We start from the raw sequence: 22,484 nt of genomic DNA, 5'->3' as shown, positions 1-22,484 counted from the left end.
GGCCGTCTTGACCCGTCCGGCGCCCCGGCCCCAGTCTGTGGCGCGCCGCCATCCCTCCCGCCCGGCGGCGCGAGGACGGGCCCCCGCATGGCGACACGCCAGCGCATCATGCGCATCCGGCGCGACTACAACCGCTGGGTCGCCGACGAGACGATGGAGGATTACGCCCTCCGCTTCACCGCCGAGAGCGCCCGGAAATGGTCCGCCTTCCGCGTCGCCAACACGGCGCTGGGCTCGATCTCCTTCCTCGCCCTGGAGGCCATCGGCGGCGCGCTGACGGTCGCCCATGGCTTCGTCAACAGCGTCTCCGCCATCCTCTTCGTCTCGGTGGTGATCTTCCTGGCCAGCCTGCCGATCTGCCTGCACGCCGCCCGCGCCGGGGTGGACATCGACCTGCTGACCCGCGGCGCCGGCTTCGGCTATATCGGCTCCACCATCACCTCGCTGATCTACGCCAGCTTCACCTTCATCTTCTTCGGCATCGAGGCGGTGATCCTGGCAGACATGCTGGACAGCTTCTTCGGCGTGCCGCTCTGGCTCGGCTACCTGCTCTGCGCCGCCGTCGTGGTGCCCCTCGTCACCCACGGCATCACCTTCATCAGCCGGGTGCAGACCTGGACCCAGCCGGTCTGGCTGGTGCTCAACATCCTGCCGCTGATCGCGCTGATCCTGGCGCATCCCGACTGGCTCGCGGGCTGGACGGCCTATGCCGGGGAGAACGGCCGCGCCGGCTTCGACCTGCTGGCCTTCGGCGCCGCCGCCTCGGTGCTCTTCGCGCTGATCACCCAGACCGGCGAACAGGTGGACTACATCCGCTTCCTCCCCCCGCGCGCGACGCAGCGGCGCTGGGTCTGGTGGGGCGCGCTGCTGGCCGGCGGCCCGGGCTGGATCGCCTTCGATGTGCTGAAGCTGCTGGCCGGCTCCTTCCTGGCCTATGCCGCGCTGCGCTCGGGCCTCTCCGCCGCGCAGGCGGTGCAGCCGGCCGAGATGTACCGCCTCGCCTTCGGCGTGCTGATCGCCTCGCCGACCCTGGTGCTGGCGGTGACCGCCATCTTCGTCGCGCTGTCGCAGATCAAGATCAACGTCACCAACGCCTATGCCGGCTCGCTGGCGTGGTCCAACTTCTTCTCGCGGCTGACGCACAGCCATCCCGGCCGCGTGGTCTGGCTGGTGTTCAACATCGCCGTCGCCCTGCTGCTGATGGAGCTTGGCGTCTACAACACCATCGAGCAGGTGCTCTTCGTCTATTCCAACGTCGCCGCCGCCTGGATGGGGGCGCTGGTCGCGGACCTCGCGATCAACAAGCCGCTCGGCCTCAGCCCGCCCGGCATCGAGTTCAAGCGCGCCCATCTCTACGACGTGAACCCCGTCGGCGTCGGCGCCATGCTGCTCTCGGTCCTGGCCTCCTTCCTCGCCTATTACGGTTTCCTGGGCGCGCTGGCGCAGGCGATGTCCACCTTCATCGCCTTCGGCGTGGCCTTCGCCGCCGCCCCCGCCATCGCCTGGGCCACGGGCGGGCGCTTCTACCTGGCGCGCCGGCCCCGCGCCGCCTGGGCGGCGCGCCCGATGCTGACCTGCGTCATCTGCGAGCATGACTTCGAGCCCCGCGACATGGCCTATTGCCCGGTCTACACGGGGCCGATCTGCTCCCTCTGCTGCTCGCTCGACGCCCGCTGCGGCGATGGCTGCAAGCCGCATGCGCGGCTTTCCTCGCAGATCATGACGCCACTGCGCGCCCTGCTTCCGGCGCCGCTCCTGCGCGGCCTGGCGACGCCGGTCGGCGCCTTCATGGTGGTCTTCCTGCTCTTCGTCGCCACCATCAGCCTGGTCTTCCTCGGCATCCGGCTGCAGTCGCGGCCCAGCGCCGACCTCGACGCCGCCTTCTGGAAGGCCTTCTTCGTCCTCGTCGTCATCGGCGGCATCGTCGCCTGGACGCTGGTGCTGGCGCATGGGAGCCGCAAGGTGGCGCAGGAGGAGACGCGGCGGCAGACCAGCCTGCTGATGAGCGAGATCCGCGCCCACCAGCGCACCGACGCGGCGCTTCAGGAGGCGAAGGAGGCGGCCGAGGCGGCGAACCTGGCCAAGAGCCGCTATGTCATCGGCATCTCCCACGAGCTGCGCTCGCCGCTCAACGCCATCCTGGGCTATGCGCAGCTGCTGGAGCGCGACGCCGCCATCCCCGAGCGGCGGCGCGACGGGGTGCGCACCATCCGCCGCTCGGGCGAGCACCTGGCGGCGCTGATCGAGGGGCTGCTCGACATCTCCAAGATCGAGGCCGGGCGTATCGAGCTCTACCGCGATGCCGTGCGCCTGCCGGAGTTCCTCGACCAGATCGTGCAGATGCTGCGCCTCCAGGCCGAGGCCAAGAGCATCGCCTTCATCTTCGACGCGCCGCCGCGCCTGCCGGACATCGTGCACACCGATGAGCGGCGGCTGCGGCAGATCCTGATTAACCTGCTCTCCAACGCCATCAAGTTCACCCGCCAGGGCGGCGTCACCTTCCGGCTGCGCTTCCGCTCCGAGGTAGCCGAGTTCGAGGTGATCGACACCGGCATCGGCATCGCGCCCGGGGATCTGTCGCGCATCTTCGAACCCTTCCAGCGCGGCGGCAATTCACATGCGCCCTCGACACCCGGTGTCGGCCTCGGCCTCACCATCACCAAGACGCTGACCGAGGTGATGGGCGGCGAGGTCTCCGTCACCAGCCGGCTCGGCGAGGGCAGCCGCTTCCGCGTGCGCCTGCTGCTCTCGGGCAAGAGCGCCCTGCCCTCCGAGGTGGAACGGCCCGTCACCGGCCGCGCCGATGCGGCGACACGGCCGCTCCGCGTGCTGGTGGCCGATGACGATGCCGCGCACCGCGCCCTGATCTCCGACCTGCTGCAACCGCTGGGCTTCCAGCTCCGCCTCGCCGCGGACGGGGCCGAGGCGCTGGCCCTGGCGGAGGAGGAGGCGCCGGATCTCTTCCTGCTCGATATCGCCATGCCGGGCATGACCGGCTGGGAGCTGGCCCGCCGGCTGCGCGAGGCGCAGGGGAGGCGAGCGCCGATCGTCATGATCTCGGCCAATGCGCTGGAGCTGGGCCCCGGCGGCGAGGGCCGGCACCATGACGACGTGCTGCCCAAGCCGGTCTCCCTCACCGCCCTGCTGGAGAAGATCGGCCTGCTGCTCGGCATCACCTGGACCTTCGCCGACACGCCGCCGCCGCGCCCCGCCGCCGCCGGCGCGCGGCTCACCCCGGCCCAGGCGGCCAGCCTGCGCCAGCTCGCCGCCATCGGCTATGTCGGTGGCCTGCGCGAACGGCTGGACGCGCTGGAGGCCGAGGCGCCCGAGGCGGCGCCGGCCATCGCCGAGCTGCGCGGCTACATCTCGGAGTACCGGCTCGACGCCTTCCTGGCGGCCCTGCCGGAGGAGGAGGCATGATCGAGCGCCGCGACATCGTGCTGGTCGTGGATGACGCGCCCGGCACGCTCGGCCTGCTGAACGACACGCTGGAGGGTGCCGGCTACATGGTGCTGGTGGCGCAATCCGCCGCCGCCGCCCTGGCCGTGACCGAGCGCATCACCCCCGACATCGTGCTGATGGACGCGATGATGCCCGGCATGGACGGTTTCGAGGCCTGCCGCCGCCTGAAGCGCCGGCCGAGCCTGATCTCCGTGCCGGTCATCTTCATGACCGGACTGACCGAGAGCGAGGACGTGGTGCGCGGCTTCGATGCCGGCGGCATCGACTACGTGATCAAGCCCGTGGTGCCGGACGAGGTCCTCGCGCGGATCAGCGCGCACCTGGCCAATGCCCGGCTGACGCGCAGCGCGCATGCCGCGCTCGATGTCGCCGGCCGCTTCCTGCTGGCGGTGGACCGCGAGGGGCTGGTGCTCTGGGCCACGCCGCAGGCCACCGCCCTGCTGCGTGCCGCCCTGCCGCCGGAAGAGGCCGGCGCCGGGGACATCGCCCCCGGCCCGGCGGGCCCCCGCCTCCCCGGTTGGCCGCCGCTGGCCGAGGGCGAGGCGCCGCGCCTCGGCCCGGTGGCGCTGGCCGACGGGCGGCGGCTGGAGTTCCACCATGTCGGACAGATCGCCCCGGACGAGTTGCTGCTGCGCGTCACCGCGACCGATCCGGGCCGCGCCGAATCGGTGCTGCGCGAGCGGCTCGGTCTGACCGCGCGGGAGGCCGAGGTGCTGCTCTGGCTCGGCCGCGGCAAGTCGAACCGCGACATCGCCGAGATCCTGGTGATGAGCCCGCGCACGGTGAACAAGCACCTGGAGGGGATCTTCGCCAAGCTCGGCGTCGAGAACCGCGCCTCGGCCACGGCGCTGGCGGTGCGGGTGCTCGACGGGGGGTGACCGCCCGCCGGGCCTTGTGGCAGGCTGCGCCGCCATGCCGACCTCCAGCCCCTTCACCAGCGCGCCCACCGACCTGCTGCTTGTCGTCGACGTGCAGCCGGACTTCATGCCCGGCGGGGCGCTGCCCGTGCCGGAGGGCGACGCGGTGCTGCCGGTCATCAACCGGCTGATGCCGCGCTTCGGCAATATCGTCGCGACCCAGGACTGGCACCCGGCCGACCATGCCTCCTTCGCCAGCCAGCACCCCGGAAAGGCCCCCTTCGAGACCGTCACCCTCTCCTACGGGGAGCAGGTGCTCTGGCCCGATCACTGCGTCCAGGGCACGCCCGGCGCCGCGCTGCATCCGGCGCTGGAGACGCGCGGCATCCAGATGATCCTGCGCAAGGGCGTCCGGCGCGCCATCGACAGCTATTCGGCGTTCCGCGAGAACGACCGACGCACGGCGACGGGGCTGCACAGCTATCTCCAGGCCCGTGGCATCACGCGCCTCTTCATCGCCGGGCTGGCGCGGGGCTACTGCACCGACTTCAGCGCCGAGGACGCGGCGGAGCTGGGCTACGCGGTGGTGCTGCTCGAGGATGCCTGCCGCGGCATCACGCCGGAGGCGACGGCGGAAGGGACGCGGCGGCTGCGCGCGAAGGGTGTGCGCTTCCTGCGAAGCGACGCGCTCGCCGGTTAGCGGAGGGGGGAGGCCCCCCTCCCGCCGTCAGCCCGCCACCGTCTTCTGGTTCTGCTCGCCCAGCCCCTCGATGCCGAGGCGGATCCTCTGCCCCGCCTTCAGGAAGACCGGCGGCTTCTGCCCCATGCCGACGCCCGGCGGCGTGCCGGTGGTAATGACATCGCCCGGGTGCAGCGTGATGAAGTGCGACACGTAGGAGACCAGCTTGGCCACGCCGAAGATCATCGTGCGCGTCGAGCCGTCCTGGTAGCGGTGCCCGTCGATCTCGCAGAACATGGCGAGGTTCTGCGCGTCCGGCACCGCGTCCTTGGTCACCAGCCAGGGGCCGAGCGGGCCGAAGGTGTCGGCGCCCTTGCCCTTGTCCCAGGTGCCGCCGCGCTCGGTCTGCCATTCGCGCTCGGAGACATCGTTGCAGATGGTGTAGCCGGCGACGAAATCCATCGCCTCCGCCTCGGAGACGTTCTTCGCCTTCTCCCCGATGATGACGGCCAGCTCGACCTCCCAGTCGGTCTTCACGCTGTCCTTCGGGATGACGACGTCGTCATCGGGACCCTGGAGCGCGCCGAGCGACTTCAGGAAGATGATCGGCTCCTTCGGAATGGCGGCGCCGGTCTCCGCCGCGTGGTCGGCGTAGTTCAGGCCGATGCAGACGAAGTTCTTCATCCCCGCGACCGGCGGCCCGAGGCGGGGCGATCCGGACACGGCCGGCAGGGCCGAGACATCGAGCGACGCCAGCCTGGCCAGGCCCGCGGCCGAAAGCGCCTCGCCCGCCAGGTCGGGAATCTCGGCGGAGAGGTCGCGGATCGTCCCGGCATCGTCGAGCAGGCCGGGCTTCTCCTGGCCGGGCGGGCCATAGCGCAACAGCTTCATGGTGCAGCGTTCCCCTTGACTGCGCCCGCGAACGGTGGGGCGCACGATCAGACAAGACCAGTTCAGTTCGTCCAGCCACCGTCGATGACGATGGCCTGCGCGGTGACGAAAGCCGATTCGGGCGCCGAGAGATAGAGCACCAGCTCGGCGATCTCCTCCGGCGTCGAGAGCCGGCCCATCGCCTGGCGCGCGACGAAGGCCGCGCGCGCCGCGTCCAGCCCGCCCGCCGCCGTGGCGTTGGCGGCGATGCGCTCGCCGAGCGAGGGTGTGTCCACCGTGCCGGGGCAGACGCAGTTGCAGCGGATGCCTCTGGCGACGTAATCGGCGGCGACGCTCTTGGTCAGCCCCACCACCGCCGCCTTGGTCGTGCCATAGACGAAGCGATTGGCGACGCCCTTCACCGAGCCGGCGGCGGAGGCCATGTTGACGATGGCCCCGCCCCCCTTCTCCAGCATGCCGGGCAGCGCCGCCCGGATCACCTTCCACTGTGCCCGGACGTTGAGCGCGAAGGCGAAGTCCCATTCGGCATCGGTGCAGCTCAGCACGTCGTTCTGGTGCACGAAGCCCGCGCAGTTGAACACCACGTCGAAAGGGCCGTTCGCCAGGATGGTGGCCTCCACGGCGGCATCATCGAGCACGTCGAGCGCGAGCGCGGTGATGCCGTGCGCCGCCAGCCCCTCGAGCTTGGCGGCGTCGCGGTCCGTGGCGACCACCGCGGCGCCCTCGCGCGCATAGGCGAGCGCCGCGCAGCGTCCGATCCCCTGCCCCGCCGCCGTGACGAAGCAGCGCCTGCCCTGCAGCCTTCCGGCCATCCTTCCTCCTCCCCGCCGCGTTTCAACGCCTGCCGCGCTTCAATGATTGTGCCGGCTCTCGCCGCGCGTCTCCAGGATGTTGAGATAGAGCGTCGCCGGCTCCAGGCAGCCGCCGGTGCCGAGCTGCCCAACCATGGAACGGTAGATCTCCTCCCATGGCGTCTTGTGCTGCAGCTTCGGCGGCGTCCAGGCGGCGCGGCGGGCCTCCAGCTCCTCGGCCGGGATGAGCACGTCCACCTTGCGGGTCTTCAGGTCGATGCGGATCGGGTCGCCCGACTTCAGCAGCGCGAGGCCGCCGCCGACGGCCGCTTCCGGCGAGACGTTGAGGATGGAGGGCGATGCGGAGGTGCCGCTCTGCCGCCCGTCGCCCATGGTCGGCAGGCTCTGCAGCCCCGCCTTGATCATGGCGCCGGGGGGCTGCATGTTCACCACCTCGGCGCTGCCCGGATAGCCCACGGGGCCGCAGTTGCGGATCACCAGCACGGTGCGCTCGTCCACGCCGAGATCGGGGTCCTCGATGCGGTCGTGGTAGTCCTCCGGCCCCTCGAAGACGATCACCTTGCCCTCGAACACGTCCTCCGGGTTGGAGAGGAAGCGCTTGCGGAACTCGGCGTCGATGACGCTGACCTTCATCACCGCGCTGTCGAAGAGATTGCCCGAGAGCACGACGAAGCCGGCCTGCTCCTTCAGCGGCTCGGCATAGGGGCGGATGACCTCGCGGTCGGGCAGCGGAGCGCGCTTCAGGTCCTCCGCCAGCGTCTGCCCGGTGACGGTCTTCACGCCGGTATGCAGCTTGCCGGCATCGGCCAGCTCCTTCATCACCGACTGCACGCCGCCGCCGCGATAGAACATCTCGCCCAGGAAGCGACCGGCGGGCTGGCAGTCCACCAGCAGCGGGACCTCGGCGCCGATGGTCTGCCAGTCTTCCGTGGTCAGCGCCACGCCCATGTGGCGCGCGATGGCGACGAGGTGCGGCGGGCAGTTGGAGGAAGCGCCGATCGCGCTGGCTAGCACGATGGTGTTCTCGAAAGCCTCGCGCGTCATGATGTCGGAGGGGCGCAGGTTCTCGCGCACCATGTCGACGATGCGCATCCCCGTCGCATGCGCCATCTGCCCGCGTTCGCGATAGGCGGCGGGGATGGAGGCGCAGCCCGGCAGCGACATGCCGAGCGCCTCGGCCAGCGAGTTCATGGACAGCGCCGTGCCCATGGTGTTGCAGTGGCCGACCGAGGTGGCCGAGGAGGCCACCATCTGCATGAAGCCGTCATAATTGATCTCGCCGGCGGCGAGCAGCTTGCGCGCCTCCCAGACGATGGTGCCGGAACCGGAGAGCCGCCCCTTCCAGTGCCCGTCCAGCATCGGCCCGCCGGAGAGGACAATGGCGGGGATGTTCACCGTCGCCGCGCCCATCAGGCAGGCGGGGGTGGTCTTGTCGCAGCCCGTGGTCAGCACGACGCCATCCAGAGGATAGCCGTGCAGGATCTCGACCAGCGACAGATAGGCCAGGTTGCGGTCGAGCGCCGCCGTCGGGCGCTTGCCGGTTTCCTGGATCGGGTGGATGGGGAATTCCAGCGGGATGCCGCCGGCGTCGCGGATACCGGCCTTCACCCGCTCCGCCAGCGCGAGGTGGTGGCGGTTGCAGGGGGCGATGTCGCTGCCGGTCTGGGCGATGCCGATGATCGGCTTGCCCGACTGAAGCTCGCCGCGCGTCAGGCCGAAATTCAGGAAGCGCTCGATGTAGAGCGCCGTCATGCCCGGATCCTCCGGGTCATCGAACCAGCGCTGGCTGCGCAGCTTGAAAGGCTTCTTGGTCTGATCCATGGCGTCCGGTTCCGCTTCTCCCGCTGGGGTGAAGCGTCCGTCGCGGCCCTCGCTATGTCAATCGTGGGCTGGAGGGGCGTGGGCTGGAGGCAGAATCAGCGCCGGGGCGGCTTGGCGGGCTTGGGCTGCGGCGAGCGCTGCAGCGTCGCGATCACCGGCCGGGGCAGGCCCGAGGCCTTGGAGATCTCCTCGTCCTGCGCCTCGATGTAGCGGCGCGCCGGCAGGTCGCCGTCCAGGCCGCCGAGCAGCTCCGTCGGGACCTTGCGGTTGGAGCGCCGGCTGCCATCCTCGTACTGGACGTCGAAAAAGACGTAGGTGCCGTTCTGCTTCGCCATGCCGCGATATCCTGCCATGCCACGGGCCATCATGGCCCCGGCCAGGGCCTATCGCTCCTCGCGGCTGGAGGTTTCATCCTCCGCGTCGAGTGTGACGGGTTCGCCGAGATCGGGGTCCAGCCCGGCGTCGATCGCGGCCTGGCGACGGGCGCGCTCGGCCTCGCGCCGCTGCGCCTTGGCCTCGGCCTTGTCCTGCTTCGAGCGGTTCCGGTCAGCCCGGGCAAGGCCGTAATTGGGGGTGCGTGCCATGGTCGCGTCTCCGCTTTGGCGCCCGGTATCCTGACGGCACCATGACGCGGCCGGAAACCGACCCACGGGGGCGACGCGACGATCCGGGAAGAGGTACGCCCAGGGGTGGATGCCACCCGCGCGGGGCGGAAGAGAACCGGCCACGCCACCGGTCGGCGGCGGGCCGGAGGGTCGGGCCGGGCCAGCTCTGCCCCGGCCCCTTCCAGGCTCAGACCTGCTTCAGATTGCCGGCCGAGAGGCGGCCCTCACGGCCCCGCTGCATCTCGAACTCCACCCGCTCGCCCTCGTTCAGGCCCTGCAGGCCGGCGCGCTGGACGTCGGAGATGTGCACGAACACATCCTTCGAGCCGTCTTCCGGCTGAATGAAACCAAAACCCTTGGTCGGGTTGAACCACTTCACGGTACCGATGGGCATCGCGGTGCTCCGTCAGAATGCGTTGCCACCGCGCAACATGCACGGCGGATCAACTTCGAATGGGAACGGGCACCAGGCACGCAGTGCCCCACCCCGAGGGGCGGGGATAGGCGAGCTGGGACAGCAAGCCGAACCAAAACAGTCGACACCTGCAATGTAGGGGCGCCCGGGGCGATCCACAAGACAATTCCCGCCCCTCTATCCGGGCCCGGCCTCCTCCAGGAACAGCTGCACCGCCTGGAACAGGGCGCCGCGGTTGCGCTCCAGCATGATGCCGTGCGTCCCCTCGCCCAGCAGGACGAGCCGCTTGCCCGGGCTGCGCGTCAGCAGGGGAAACAGCGCCAGGGCCATGGAGGGGGGCGTGTCGCGGTCCCATTCGGCCAGCACGATCAGGGTGGGGGCGGTGATGGCGGCGGGGTCGTACCAGGGCCGGCCGGCCTGCCAGAAGGCCCGGGAATCCGCCAGCACGCCGTTCGGCGCGCGCAGCACCGAGGGCACCTCCCGCATGCCCTCCGGATCGGTCGCGAAGGTCGCGTCCGCCCAGTGCTCGTACCAGCCCGCGGGGAACAGGGCACCGCGCCGCGCCTCGGGCACGCCGTTCAGCCACCGCTCGCGCGCCTGCGCCCGGGTGACGCGACGATAGGCGCCCAGGGCCTCCGCCGCCCCCGCCGCCGCCGGACTCGGCCCCTCGCGCAGCCATTGCGGCGCGTAGAGCACGAGCCGCTCGACCAGCGCCGGATTCTCCGCCGTGAAGCGCGCCATCAGCGAACTGCCCCAGGACCAGCCGAGATGCACCAGCTTCGGCACGCCTCGCCTTTCGCGGATGAAGGCCGCGGCGGCGGCGATGTCGCGCAGCGCCACCTCGCCCGGGGTCAGCGGCGCGGCGCCCTCCGCCGGCTGGGCCATCGCCGCCTCGCGCGTCGAGCGGCCATAGTTCCGCAGGTCCAGGCACCAGACGTCGAAGCCGCGCGCGGCCATGTAGTCCATCCAGGAGACGCCGCCGAGCGGCAGGTCGAAGCCGGTGCTGGCCGGATAGGTGGCCCCGTGCACGCAGAGCACGGTGCGGTCCGGCCGCGCCGGTGCCGAGGCCCCGCGCTTGTTGCGCAGATAGAGCTGGATGCCCGGATCGCCGCCCGGGACCAGCATTTCCTCGAAGGTGACGCCGGCCGGCTGCGCGGCGGCGGGATGCGGGCCGAGCAGCGACGGCGCGGCCAGGAGCGCGGGGGCGGCAAGCACGGTACGGCGAAGCATGGCACAGACCTCCCGAATCGGCCGCCTCTCCGGGGGCGGTCGTGTGGCGCAGGCTAGAGCATCGCCGGCGGGACCGGGGAGCCCCGGCGCGGCGCGGGTGCCTCAGGACTGCTCGTAGCGCGTGTCGAGCCAGGTATGGATGGCCTGATAGGCCTCCGCCCTGCGGGGGAAGCGCCCGGCGTCATAGAGGCAGACCAGCAGCCCGCGCGAGAGATGCTTGATCGGCACCTCCTCCAGCCGGACGGGGTTGCCGGCCTCGCGCAGCGCGTCCTGCAGGGCGCCGCAATGCCCCGCCACATGCGCGCCGGGCGGGACGAAGTCGTGCTCGTCGGTCAGGAAGCCGGTCCGCGCCAACTCGTCGCCCGCGGCCCTGAGGAAATCCTTCGTCAGCAGTTCGCTCTCGGTCATGTTCGGTGTCTCCTTCTGGCCGTCGGGGAAGCCCGCGATCACAGGCTAACGCCGCAGGCACGACAGGGGCTGCCTTCGCCATGGACACGGGAACGTCGCGAGCCTTCGCCTCAATCCTGTGCTACTCGCCCACGCATTATGCAGACGACTCCGAAGCCCCCCCGCCCGCGCGACAGCTGGGCGGGAGAGGCCCGCGCCATGCTGGCGCTGGCCTGGCCCCTGGCGCTGACCAACCTGTCGCAGATCGCGCTGGTGCTCACCGACACCTTCTTCCTGGGCCAGCTGGGCGAGATCCCGCTCGCCGCGGCCACGCTCGGCGGCAACCTCTACTTCATCGCCATGTCACTGCCCTTCGGCCTCGCCTTCGCCGCCTCGGCCATGCTGGCGCAGGAGCGCGGTCGGGTGACGCGGCATATGCGGGAGATGCGGCGCACCGTCCGTCAGGCCTTCTGGCTGATCGTGCCGATCTTCGTCCTGCTTGGCTTCGGCCTCTGGCACACGGGCGCCATCCTGCTGGCCAGCGGACAGGACCCGGACCTGGCCGCCGCGGCCCAGATCTACAACCGCGCCTTCCTCTGGGGCATGCCCTTCTTCTTCGGCTTCATGCTGCTGCGCGGCTTCCTGGCGGCGCTGCAGCGGCCGGCGCCGGCGCTCTGGATCTCCGGTGCCGCGATCCTGCTCAACGGCCTGCTCGACTACGGGCTGGTCGCCGGCGGCCTCGGCATGCCGGCGCTCGGCGTGCTCGGCGCCGGCATCGCCTCGGCCACCGCCAATGCCAGCATGTTCCTGGGCCTGGCGCTCTGGATCGGCCTGGACCGGCGGCTGTCGCGCTTCCGCCTCGCGGGCCGCTTCTGGCGCGCCGACTGGCGGCGCATGCGCGAGATCGTGCTAGTCGGCCTGCCCATCGCCGGCTCGATGCTGCTCGAGATCGGCATCTTCAGCGCCACCGCGCTGGTGATGGGCTGGTTCAGCCCGCGCGCCGTGGCGGCGCATGCCGTGGCGCTGCAGGTGGCCAGCGCCTGCTTCATGGTGCCGATGGGCATCGGGCAGGCCGCCACGGCCCGCGTCGGCCTCGCCACCGGGGCCGGCGACGCCGCGGGGGCCTGGCGCGCCGGCTGGACCGCCATCGGCCTCGGCGCCGGCTTCATGGTGCTGACGGCGCTGCTGCTGCTGACGTTGCCGGAGGCCATCGCCGGCCTCTTCCTCGCCGCCGATCTGGCGGAGACGCGCGCCCTCGCCGTCACCCTGCTGATGATGGCCGGCCTGTTCCAGCTGGCCGACGGGGTGCAGGCCGTGGCCGCCGGAGCCCTGCGCGGGCTGAAGGACACCCGCATGCCGATGCTCTTCGCCGCCCTCGGCTACTGGGGGCTGGGCCTGCCGATCGGCCTCGGCCTCGGCTTCCCCGCCGGCTGGGGGCCGCTCGGCGTCTGGATCGGCCTGGCCTCGGGGCTGGCGATGGTGGCGGTGCTGATGACGCTGCGCTGGTCCCGCATGGCGCGGCGGGGCGGCCTGCGGGCCCGCCACCTGGCACCGCGCCCGGCCTGACGCCCTCTTCCGGCCCCGCCCCGTCCGGCCTACAGCTTGGCTCTGTCTCCGCAGCCAGGATGCCGGATATGACCGCTACCGCCCCCAAGCCCAAGGTCGCCTTCATCGGCACCGGCGGCACCATGGCCTCGCTCGGCCGCGATCCGCTGGACATCCAAGACTACGGCGTGCTCGGCAAGGTCATGGGGGCGGAGGAGATCCTGGCGCGAGTGCCGGAACTCGCCATGGTCGCCGAGGTGGTGGCCCGCCCCTTCAGCGCCCTGATCTCCAGCCGGATCGGCTTCCGCGAGTGGCAGGGCATGGCGCGGGAATGCGCCCGCGCCGTGGCCGAGATCCCGGACCTCGCCGGCATCGTCATCGGCCATGGCACCTCCTCGCTGGAGGAGACCGCCTATGCCCTCTCCCTCGGCCTCCGGGTCGCGGTGCCGGTGGTCATGGTCGGCGCGCAACGCCCGGCCTCCGGCCTCTCCACCGACATGCCGATGAACCTGCTGAACGCCGTCCGCACCGCGGCCAGCCCGGAGGCGCGCGGCCTCGGCGTGCTGACCCTGCTGAACGACGAGATCCACGCCGCGCGCGACGTCTCCAAGACCTCGACCTGGCGGATGCAGACCTTCCGCACCCCGGATTTCGGCGCCCTCGGCCAGGCGGATGGCGACCGGGTGGTGTTCTACCGCAAGCCGCTGCGCCGCGCCGCGCCGGACACCGAATTCGACCTGGCGGGCCTGGCCGCCCTGCCGCGGGTGGACATCGCCTATTCCCACGCCGATGCCGACGGCACGGCGATCCGCGCCTTCGTGGCGGCCGGCGCCCGGGGCATCGTCAGCGCCGGCTTCGCGCCGGGCGCGCCCACCCCGGCCGAGGCCGAGGCGCTGGCCGAGGCGGTGAAGGAGGGCGTGGCCGTGGTGCAATCCACCCGTGTCGGCAGCGGCCGCGTGGTGCGCGGCCACAGGATGCGCGAGGGCGGCATCTTGGCGGCCGACAACCTGACGCCGCAGAAGGCGCGTATCCTGCTGGCCTATGCGCTGACCGTGACGCGCGACCCGGCGGAGATCGAGCGGATCTTCGCGACCTACTGAAGGCGCCGGGGTGTCGGGGGCTCCCCGGCGCCGGACCTCAGCAGGCGGCCGGCACCGGGTCCAGGCTCTGCATCAGCGCGTCCACGGCGAAGTCGCCGAAATCCATCTTCATCTCGTCGGCCACGCCATTGGCGAAGTAGCGCAGCCCGACCTCGTATTCCGGCGCGCTGGCGCCTGCCGCCGCCTCGCGGGAGAAGAAGGCGATGCGCATCCGGGCGCTGTCCTGGCCCTTCAGCAGGGCGAAGCGCGGCTCGGCGAGCGGCTTCGTCCAGGGCGAGAGCAGGGTAGTGCTGTCCTGCGCGCCGTCCTCGCTGGTGCCATCGAAGAGCGGCGCCACCAGCATCCGCTGGCCCGAGCGCGCCATCTCGAGCGCCCGGATGGTGTGCGACATGGGCAGCAGCGTGCCGGGGGGCAGCGCCACCTGCTGCGCGGCCGGCGATTCGTAGCGGGCGGTGCCTCCCTTCTCGCCGTCCAGCTCGGCCTCGCCGGAAATGCGCTGCGTCACCGCCCCCTGCGCCGACTGCGTCAGGGTGTAGCGCAGGCGCCGGCCATCCTTGCTCTCCCAGGTGGAGTAGTCGGAGGCGGTCTCCACCGTCTGGCCGGCGCGGTCGATCACCGTGAGCTGCAGGCGCTGGCGCGTGGTCCAGCCGTCGCAGGCGTCCAGCACCTCGAAGAGCATGGCGCCATCGGCCTGCACCACCTCCCTCCCCTGCCGCGCCCTGTCGAGCGACAGGCGGTAGGCGGCACGGTGCGGCGCCATGGCCTCACTGCCGGGCAGGGCGGCGGCGGCGGCCGCCACGGCCGGTGGCGGCGCCGCCGCGGGGGCCGCGGGCAGGGCCGCCAGCGCCAGGGCCAGCAAGGCCGGGGCGGAGACGGGGGCGGAGAGGAAGGTGGCCCCGGCCAGGGCGTCGCTCAGCCGCATCTGCAAGTCCTTCTCGGGCTGGCCCGGCGGGGGTGCCGCCGGGCATCGTCAGGCAGGCCACGCGGCGGGTGCCGCGCGGGCGTCATGCAGAGTTAGGAAGCCTTCGGCACCGCGGCACCCTTGGCCGGCGGCAGATCGAGCTTGATGGACAGTTCTTTAAGCCGCGCCGGCTCGACCGGAGAGGGCGCGCCCATCATCAGGTCCTGCCCCTGCTGGTTCAGCGGAAACAGGATGACCTCGCGGATGTTCGGCTCGTCGGCCAGCAGCATCACCATGCGGTCGATGCCGGGGGCCGAGCCGCCATGCGGCGGCGCCCCGTAGCGGAAGGCGTTCAGCATGCCGCCGAAGCGGGCCTCGACATCGGCCGCCGTGTAGCCGGCGATCTCGAAGGCGCGGACCATGATGTCGGGGCGGTGGTTGCGGATGGCGCCGGAGGAGAGCTCGATGCCGTTGCAGACGATGTCGTACTGGAAGGCCTTGATCTCCAGCGGGTCCATCGTGTTCAGCGCCTCCAGCCCGCCCTGCGGCATGGAGAAGGGGTTGTGGCTGAAATCGACCCGCCCGGTCTCCTCGTTCAGCTCGTACATCGGGAAGTCGACGATCCAGCAGAAGCGGAACTCGCCCTCCTCGATCAGCTTCAGCTCCTCGCCCAGCTTCGTCCGCACCTTGCCGGCGAATTTCGGCGTCTCGTCCGCCTTGCCGGCGGCGAAGAAGACGGCATCGCCCGGCTTCAGGCCGCAGGCGCTCCGGATCGCCTCGACGCGGTCGGCTTCCAGGTTCTTGGCGATCGGGCCCTTCGGCCCGTCCTCGGCGAACTGGATGTAGCCGAGGCCGCCGGCGCCCTCGGCGCGCGCCCACTCGTTCAGCTTGTCGAAGAAGCCGCGCGGGTTGGCGGCGGCGCCCGGGGCCGGAATGGCGCGGACGATGCCGCCCGAGGCCACCACCCTGGCGAAGAGGCCGAAGCCGGATTCGCGGAAGCTCTCGGTGACGTCGGTGATCTTCAGCGGGTTGCGCAGGTCGGGCTTGTCGGAGCCGTAATCCAGCATGGCGGTGTCATAGGCGATGCGCGGGAACGGCGCCTGCGTCACCTTGCGCCCGCCGCCGAACTCCTCGAACACGCCCTGCATCACCGGCTCGATCGCCGCGAAGACGTCCTCCTGGGTGACGAAGCTCATCTCGAAGTCGAGCTGGTAGAACTCGCCCGGGCTGCGGTCGGCGCGGGAGGCCTCGTCGCGGAAGCAGGGCGCGATCTGGAAGTAGCGGTCGAAGCCCGCCACCATCGCCAGCTGCTTGAACTGCTGCGGCGCCTGCGGCAGGGCGTAGAAGGTGCCGGGGTGGTTCCGCGAAGGCACCAGGAAGTCGCGCGCGCCCTCCGGGCTGCTGGCGGTCAGGATCGGCGTCTGGAACTCGGTGAAGCCCTGCTCGATCATCCGCCGCCGGATCGAGGCGATGACGCCCGCCCGCAGCATCATGTTGCGGTGCTGCTTCTCCCGCCGCAGGTCGAGGAAGCGGTACTTCAGCCGCAGCTCCTCGGGGAACTCCTGCTCGCCCGCCACCTGGATCGGCAGCACCTCGGCCGGGCTCTGCACCTCCAGCGCCTTCACCCGCAGCTCGATGGCGCCGGTCGGCAGCCTGTCGTTCACCGTGCCCGCCTCGCGCGCCACCACCTCGCCGGTGACGGTGATCACGCTCTCGGGCCGCACCGCGTCGGCCGCCGCGAAGACCTCCGAGCCGGAGGGAAAGACGCACTGGGTCATGCCGTAATGGTCGCGCAGGTCGATGAACAGCAGCCCGCCATGGTCGCGCTTGCGGTGCACCCAGCCGGAAAGGCGGGCGGTCTGCCCCGCGTCGCTGGCGCGCAGCGCGCCGCAGGTGTGGGTGCGGTAGGCGTGCATCGGTCGGTAAACCCCAGGCTGGATAAGGACGCGGCGTCAGTCGGAAAGGGCCGCAGAAGGGGCGCCGGGCGGCCCCCTGTCAAGGGCGAGTTGCGCCGCCTGGCGAATCGGTCCGGCCAGGGCCGGACTTTGCGCCGCCCGCGCGCTTCGCTAGAACGCTGACAATGAGCCGACGCAGCCAGGCCCAGGACGCCGACCCCGTCCTGATCACCCGTACCGAGGACCTCGCCGCGCTCTGCGCGCGCCTGCGCGAGGAGCCCTTCGTCACGGTCGACACCGAATTCATGCGGGAGAAGACCTATTGGCCGGAGCTCTGCGTCGTGCAGCTCGGCGGCGCCTGGGATGTCGCCGTGATCGACGCCCAGGCCGAGGGGCTGGACCTCGCCCCCCTCGGCGAGCTCCTGGCCGATCCGAAGGTCACGAAAGTGTTCCACGCGGCGCGGCAGGATGTGGAGATCTGCATCCTCCGCTTCGGCGCCCCGCCCCGCCCCCTCTTCGACACGCAGATCGCCGCCATGGTGGCCGGCTTCGGCGACCAGGCGAGCTATGACAGCCTGGTGCGCGGCCTCGCCAATGCCTCGATCGACAAGGCGCACCGCTTCTCCGACTGGTCGGCGCGCCCCCTCTCCGCCGCGCAGATCGCCTATGCGGCGGCCGATGTCACCCACCTCCGCCGGGTCTATACGGCGCTGGTCGAGCGCCTGACCGAGGAGGGCCGGCTCTCCTGGGTGGCCGAGGAGATGGCGGAGCTGACCGACCCCGCCACCTACCGCCAGGACCCGGAGAGCGCCTGGGAACGGCTGAAGCCCCGCAGCGGCAACCGCCGCTTCCTCGCCGCCGTGCGCGCCGCCGCCGCCTGGCGCGAGCGGGAGGCCCAGCGGGTGAACATCCCGCGCCAGCGGCTGGTGCGGGACGAGACCTTGCTGGAGATCGCCGCCACCAGCCCCGCCTCCCCCGCCGAACTGTCCCGCGCGCGGGGCATCAGCAAGGGCTTCGCCGACGGCAAGGCCGGGGCCGGTCTGCTGGCCGCGCTGGCCGCGGCCCGCGATTTGCCGGAGGCCCAACTGCCCGAGGCGCAGCGCGACAACCGCCAGGGTCCGCCGGCCTCGCCGGCGCTGATCGCGCTGCTCAAGGTCCTGCTGGCGGCCAAGGCCGAGGAGCATCATGTCGCCCCGCGCCTTATCGCCAGCAGCGACGAGCTGGAGCGGCTGGCCACCGAGGCGGAGCCGCAGATCCCCGCCCTGCATGGCTGGCGGCGCCAGATCTTCGGCCAGGCGGCGGTGTCGCTGAAGAGCGGGCGGCTGGCCCTGGGCGTCGAGGGCCGCAAGGTCAAGCTGATCCCGAGCTAGAGCGGAACCCGATCCGGTGGAATCACCGGATCGGGTGAGGACGCTCGAGAAAAACAGACGTTCCAGGCCGGGACTGCCGCGGGGCCTCGGCCGTGAGGGGGGGATCCGTCAGGCCGCCGGCGGCGCCGGCTCCAGAGGGTCGGGCCCATAGCGGTTGGGGCCGCGCCGGCCATCGCGGCAACACAGGCTGACGAAGACCCAGATCCAGCCCAGCACCGGTACCAGCAACAGCAGGCTCCACCAGCCGCTGGCGCCACGGTCGTGCCAGCGCTTCGTCATGCCGGCGAAGCCGGGCACCAGCGAGACCCACCACCAGAGACCCGAGAGGGGTCCTTGCAGCGTCAGCGTGGTGGCGTGGAGCCGATAGGTCCCCTCCAGCGCCGCACGGGCCGTCGGCACGATCTCCGGCCCCAGGCTCCGCGCGTTCCAGCCGAACAGCAGGATATCGGCCAGGATGGCGGCGAGCTGGAGCGCGGTCAGGGGCAGCACATAGGTCAGCCAGTAGCGGCCGAGCGGGATCCGGCCCCGGAAGCTGATCCAGTCTCCGAGCGCCCCTCCGAGCCCCCGGCCGATCCGCGCCATCAGACGCCCTCCGCCCGCGCCTCAGGCCGCCAGTTCCACCACCGCGGTCAGGCCGAGCGCCGCCGCCAGGGCCTCGACGCGGCGTTGCACGCTGTCCCCGGCGAAGACGCCACCCCCCTGCACCAGCCGCAGGCGAAGCTCCTCGCCGGTCATCTCCAGCCGCGCCTCGCCCAGCAGCGCCGGCGTGCCGCCCGAAAGCGTATAGGCGAGGCGCAGCGCCGCCCCCAGCACCTCCGCCCGGCGCAGCGTCACGCTGTCCAGCAGGATGCGCGCCGTGGCCAGCCAGGGGGCGGCCAGCTCGGGCTCGTAGCGCAGCGCCACCACCAGGGCGAGAAAGGCGCGCTCGTGGTGGTCGAGGCCGATGCCCGGCTGGCGCAGCACGCGCAGGAAGGACTGCTCGGCGCGATAGTCCGGATGGTCGTGGCTGCCGATGTCGGACAGCCAGCAGGCCGCCTCGCGCAGCGCCGCCTCGGCCGGGCGCTCCTCGGGGAAGAGCGGCGCGGTCCAGGCGGCGAGCGCGAGGGGCAGGGCCGTGTCGCGCCCGTAGCGCGCCGCCATCTCGCGCCCGGCGGCCAGCAGCGGGTCCTCGCGCCGCACCTCGGGCGCCAGGTGGCGGGCATACCAGCCTTCCCGCAGCCCGTTGGCGCTGAAGACGACGCGGCAGGCGCCGGTGGCGCGCAGCAGGCGGCGCAGCGCCACGGCGGCGAAGGGCAGGTCCTGGAGCCGCTTGGAGGGAACCCCGGGCAGCTTCTCGAGGGTCCGCCGCGTCGCCGCCGCCACCAGGCCGCAGAGGTCGCGCGCCTCCTCCCGCCGCAGCACGTAATGATGCACGATGGACAGCGGATAGGAGGTCTGCGCGATGTGGATCTTGGCCAGCGCGCGCCAGGCGCCGCCCACCAGGTAAAGGTCGCGGTCCTTGCCATGCGCCAGCCAGGGCAGCCGGCCCAGCTCGGCCTCGGCGATGCCGCGCGCCCGGCCGACATCGCCGCCGGCGCGGTCGGAGAGGCGGATGGCGCCGAGCGGCAGGGACTCGCTGGCCCCGGCGCGGCCCTGGGTCAGCTCCACCACCTCCAGCGAGCCGCCGCCGAGATCGCCCAGGATGCCGTCCGCCTGGGGAAAGCCCAGCAGCACCCCCTCGGCGGAATAGGCCGCCTCCTCCTGCCCGTTCAGGATCTTGACCGGCACGCCCGGCATCCGCTCGGCCAGGGCGGCGGCGAAGGCGGGACCGTTCTCGGCATCGCGCACCGCGGCGGTGGCCAGCACCTCCAGCGGCGCCGCCCCCATGGCGCGCGCCACGGCGTGGTAACGCTCCAGCACCATCAGCGCCTGCGGCACCGCCTCCTCGTTCAGCCGCCCCGTGGTCTGCAACCCCCGGCCGAGACCCAGGACCGCCTTCTCGTTGAAGATGGCGGCCGGGTTCCGCCCGCGCCCCTCGAAGACCACCAGACGCACGGAATTCGAGCCAAGGTCGACGATGCCGCAGCGGGCATCCGGCCCCATTCCCACGGCGGCGGCGATATGCGGCAGATCCAAACGCGGGCTTCCTTCTGTGGAGTCAGTCCTGGGAGACACGGTCCTGCCGCCGGCGCGCGCGGGCGGCGGTCCGCTGCAGGGCGCTGCCCCGGCCGGACAGCGACGGGTTGGTCATGAAATACTCGTGGGCGGACACCGGTTGCGCCCCCGGATGCAGGCGCCGCCAGGAACCGTCCGGCCTCAGCTGCCAGGATTGCTCGGTGTCCCGCAGATTGGTCACCATGATCTGATCGAGGATCTGCGCATGCACGGTCGCGTTCTCGACCGGCACCATGGTCTCGACCCGCCAGTCCATGTTGCGCGCCATCCAGTCGGCCGAGGAGATGAAGACCCGCGCCCGGCGCGAGGGCAGCCGGTGGCCGTTGCCGAAGACCAGGATGCGCGAATGCTCCAGGAAGCGGCCGACGATCGACTTCACCCGGATATTGGTGGAGAGGCCCGGCACGCCGGGGCGCAGGCAGCAGATGCCGCGCACCACGCAGTCGATCCTGACCCCCGCCTGGCTGGCGCGGTAGAGCGCGTCGATCAGCTGCTGGTCGACCAGGGAGTTCATCTTGAGCCAGATCTGCGCCGCCTTGCCCTCCCGCGCGAAGGCGATCTCCTGCTCGATCAGGCCGAGGATCGAGGGGCGGATGGTCAGCGGCGAGAAGGCCAGCTTCTCCATCGTCTCGGGGCGGGCGTAGCCGGTCATGTAGTTGAACAGCTTCTGCGCGTCCCGCGTCAGCGCCGGGTCGGCGGTGAAGTAGCTGAGGTCGGTGTAGATGCGCGCCGTGACGGGGTGGTAGTTGCCGGTGCCGAAATGCGCGTAGGAGCGCAGCGAGCCGCCCTCGCGCCGCACCACCAGGCTGACCTTGGCATGGGTCTTGAGATCGACGAAGCCATAGACGACCTGCACCCCGGCCGCCTCCAGCTCGCGCGCCAGCGCGATGTTGCGCTCCTCGTCGAAGCGAGCCTTCAGCTCCACCATGGCGGTGACGGACTTGCCCATCTCGGCCGCCTCGATCAACGCGCGGGCGATCGGGCTGACGCGGCTGGTGCGGTAGAGCGTCTGCTTGATGGCCACGACATTCGGGTCGCGCGCCGCCTGCCGCAGGAACTGCACCACCACATCGAAGGATTCGTAGGGGTGGTGGACGACGATGTCCTTGGCGCGGATCGCCGCGAAGCAGTCGCCGCCGAAATCCAGGATGCGCTCGGGGAAGCGCGGCGTATAGGGCGTGAACAGCAGATCGGGCCGGTCGTCGACGATCAGCTGCTTGAGGTCGGCCATGCCGAGCAGCCCGTCGACGACGAAGATCTCGGCGCGCGGCGCGTCCAGCTCCTCGACCACGAAATCCACCAGATCGGCCGGCATGCCGGCATCGACCGAGAGCTGGATGGCGCGGCCGCGCCGGCGCCGCTTCAGCGCGCTCTCATAGGAGCGGACCAGATCCTCCGCCTCCTCCTCGAACTCCACGTCGGTGTCGCGGATCAGCCGGAACAGCCCCTGCTCGGCATTGATGAAGCCTGGGAAGAGGCGCGGCAGGAAGAGGGTGATCAGGTCCTCGAGCACGACGAAGCGGATCGGCCCGGTGCCGGGGGTGATCTGCGGCGCGTCATCGGCCGGCGGCAGGCGGACGAAGCGCTCGATCTGCGGCGGCAGCGGCAGCAGGGCGCGCATGGTGCCGCCATCCTCCTCCCGCACCAGCTTCAGCACCATGCAGAGCGCCAGGTTGCTGATGAAGGGAAAGGGATGCGCCGGATCGACGGCCAGCGGCGTCAGCACCGGGAAGACGCGCTCCAGGAACCAGCTCTCGAGCCAGGCGCGGTCCGCCTCCGACAGCTCCTCGATGCCGGCGACGCTGATGCCCGCCTCGCGGATGCGGGCGCGCAGCTCGCGCCAGGTCGCCTGCTGCTCGTCGATCAGCGCCGCGGCGCGGGCATGGATGGCGACCAGCTGCTGGCCCGGCGTCAGCCCGTCCGGGGAGGCCGGCAGGATGCCCGAGCGCTCCTGCCCGACCAGCCCGGCGACGCGCACCGAATAGAACTCGTCCAGGTTCGAGGCCGAGATGGCGACGAAGCGCAGCCGTTCCAGCAGCGGGTGCTGCGGATTGGCCGCCTCCTCCAGCACCCGGGCGTTGAAGTCCAGCCAGGAGAGCTCGCGGTTGATGAACCGCTCGGGCGAGGTGGCGATGGCGGCGGCCTCGGCGGGCGGTTCCGCATCGGCGGGGAGGGTGGCGTCTGGGGCGTCCATGGGGCGAGACTACAACAGCGCCGGCGTGTCGAGGGAGCCGGCCTCGCCGGATTCCATGGAAACGTCATCGAGAGGCTCGAAGCCGGGCCAGTCGGCGAGCGCGGCGCGGGCCAGGGCCCGGGTCACGGCGCCCCCGGCGGCCAGGGCGGCGCGGTCCAGCCGGGCG

The 22,484-nt window shown here is 71.6% G+C and carries 19 protein-coding genes; 6 read left to right on the top strand and 13 right to left on the bottom strand.

Going from position 1 to position 22,484, the window contains the following annotated elements; translation table 11 throughout:
- Nucleotides 1–87 precede the first annotated feature (87 nt).
- From ACVMLK_RS04285 to pncA, 3 genes are read left to right on the top strand one after another with little or no spacing between them, the layout of a single operon-like run.
- Nucleotides 88–3,420, top strand: a complete 3,333-nt coding sequence (locus ACVMLK_RS04285) for a hybrid sensor histidine kinase/response regulator (protein WP_457485729.1) — start codon at nt 88–90, stop codon at nt 3,418–3,420.
- Nucleotides 3,417–4,340 (top strand): response regulator, encoded by a 924-nt coding sequence (locus tag ACVMLK_RS04280; protein WP_198366338.1) that lies wholly within the window; start codon nt 3,417–3,419, stop codon nt 4,338–4,340. The genes ACVMLK_RS04285 and ACVMLK_RS04280 overlap by 4 nt, the downstream gene beginning before the upstream one ends.
- Nucleotides 4,341–4,374: 34 nt before the next feature.
- Complete coding sequence (gene pncA / locus ACVMLK_RS04275; RefSeq protein WP_457485728.1) at nt 4,375–5,019, top strand: bifunctional nicotinamidase/pyrazinamidase; 645 nt, start codon at nt 4,375–4,377, stop codon at nt 5,017–5,019.
- Between the two features lie 27 nt (nt 5,020–5,046).
- Here the strand turns inward: pncA and ACVMLK_RS04270 are convergent, their stop codons facing one another.
- The 8 genes from ACVMLK_RS04270 to ACVMLK_RS04235 all read right to left on the bottom strand — a co-directional run bounded on the left by ACVMLK_RS04270 (nt 5,047) and on the right by ACVMLK_RS04235 (nt 11,180).
- Complete coding sequence (locus ACVMLK_RS04270; RefSeq protein WP_457485727.1) at nt 5,047–5,889, bottom strand: fumarylacetoacetate hydrolase family protein; 843 nt, start codon at nt 5,887–5,889, stop codon at nt 5,047–5,049.
- 62 nt (nt 5,890–5,951) lie between these two features.
- Entirely contained in the window at nt 5,952–6,701 is a 750-nt protein-coding gene (locus ACVMLK_RS04265; protein ID WP_457485726.1) for an SDR family oxidoreductase, read from the bottom strand.
- Between the two features lie 39 nt (nt 6,702–6,740).
- A complete protein-coding gene (locus ACVMLK_RS04260) occupies nt 6,741–8,522 on the bottom strand; it encodes an IlvD/Edd family dehydratase (protein WP_198366334.1) in 1,782 nt (593 codons plus the stop codon).
- A gap of 95 nt (nt 8,523–8,617) precedes the next feature.
- Nucleotides 8,618–8,857 (bottom strand): hypothetical protein, encoded by a 240-nt coding sequence (locus ACVMLK_RS04255; RefSeq protein ID WP_198366333.1) that lies wholly within the window; start codon nt 8,855–8,857, stop codon nt 8,618–8,620.
- A gap of 48 nt (nt 8,858–8,905) precedes the next feature.
- Nucleotides 8,906–9,106: a hypothetical protein gene (locus ACVMLK_RS04250; protein WP_457485725.1), complete on the bottom strand. Its 201-nt coding sequence runs from the start codon at nt 9,104–9,106 to the stop codon at nt 8,906–8,908.
- A 208-nt stretch (nt 9,107–9,314) separates the two neighbouring features.
- Entirely contained in the window at nt 9,315–9,521 is a 207-nt protein-coding gene (locus ACVMLK_RS04245) for a cold-shock protein (protein WP_198366331.1), read from the bottom strand.
- A 198-nt stretch (nt 9,522–9,719) separates the two neighbouring features.
- Nucleotides 9,720–10,772, bottom strand: coding sequence for an alpha/beta hydrolase (locus tag ACVMLK_RS04240; protein ID WP_457485724.1), 1,053 nt, complete (start codon nt 10,770–10,772; stop codon nt 9,720–9,722).
- Between the two features lie 102 nt (nt 10,773–10,874).
- Entirely contained in the window at nt 10,875–11,180 is a 306-nt protein-coding gene (locus ACVMLK_RS04235; protein ID WP_198366329.1) for a hypothetical protein, read from the bottom strand.
- A 138-nt stretch (nt 11,181–11,318) separates the two neighbouring features.
- Here ACVMLK_RS04235 and ACVMLK_RS04230 point away from each other — a divergent pair, with 138 nt between their 5' ends.
- Entirely contained in the window at nt 11,319–12,725 is a 1,407-nt protein-coding gene (locus tag ACVMLK_RS04230; protein WP_457485723.1) for an MATE family efflux transporter, read from the top strand.
- Between the two features lie 68 nt (nt 12,726–12,793).
- Entirely contained in the window at nt 12,794–13,804 is a 1,011-nt protein-coding gene (locus ACVMLK_RS04225) for an asparaginase (protein WP_422922860.1), read from the top strand.
- A 37-nt stretch (nt 13,805–13,841) separates the two neighbouring features.
- Here ACVMLK_RS04225 and ACVMLK_RS04220 read toward each other — a convergent pair whose 3' ends face one another.
- Together ACVMLK_RS04220 and aspS are read right to left on the bottom strand one after the other, a co-directional pair.
- The gene (locus ACVMLK_RS04220) at nt 13,842–14,726 is read right to left on the bottom strand and encodes an EipB family protein (RefSeq protein WP_457485722.1); all 885 of its coding nucleotides are present in this window, start codon (nt 14,724–14,726) and stop codon (nt 13,842–13,844) included.
- A 92-nt stretch (nt 14,727–14,818) separates the two neighbouring features.
- Complete coding sequence (gene aspS, locus ACVMLK_RS04215; protein ID WP_198366325.1) at nt 14,819–16,621, bottom strand: aspartate--tRNA ligase; 1,803 nt, start codon at nt 16,619–16,621, stop codon at nt 14,819–14,821.
- A 164-nt stretch (nt 16,622–16,785) separates the two neighbouring features.
- Here aspS and rnd point away from each other — a divergent pair, with 164 nt between their 5' ends.
- On the top strand, nt 16,786–17,970 hold the full coding sequence (gene rnd / locus ACVMLK_RS04210; protein WP_457485721.1) for a ribonuclease D: 1,185 nt from the start codon (nt 16,786–16,788) through the stop codon (nt 17,968–17,970).
- Nucleotides 17,971–18,078: 108 nt separating this feature from the next.
- Here the strand turns inward: rnd and ACVMLK_RS04205 are convergent, their stop codons facing one another.
- Genes ACVMLK_RS04205 through ACVMLK_RS04195 form a run of 3 tightly spaced genes read right to left on the bottom strand, consistent with a single transcriptional unit; the run spans nt 18,079 to nt 22,318 of the window.
- Nucleotides 18,079–18,552: a DUF805 domain-containing protein gene (locus ACVMLK_RS04205; RefSeq protein WP_457485720.1), complete on the bottom strand. Its 474-nt coding sequence runs from the start codon at nt 18,550–18,552 to the stop codon at nt 18,079–18,081.
- Nucleotides 18,553–18,573: 21 nt separating this feature from the next.
- The gene (locus tag ACVMLK_RS04200) at nt 18,574–20,052 is read right to left on the bottom strand and encodes a Ppx/GppA family phosphatase (RefSeq protein WP_198366586.1); all 1,479 of its coding nucleotides are present in this window, start codon (nt 20,050–20,052) and stop codon (nt 18,574–18,576) included.
- 55 nt (nt 20,053–20,107) lie between these two features.
- Nucleotides 20,108–22,318 (bottom strand): RNA degradosome polyphosphate kinase, encoded by a 2,211-nt coding sequence (locus ACVMLK_RS04195; RefSeq protein WP_198366323.1) that lies wholly within the window; start codon nt 22,316–22,318, stop codon nt 20,108–20,110.
- Nucleotides 22,319–22,484: the final 166 nt, after the last annotated feature.

Source organism: Teichococcus aerofrigidensis (genome assembly GCF_054073225.1).
This window is presented reverse-complemented; position numbering and strand designations above follow the sequence as displayed.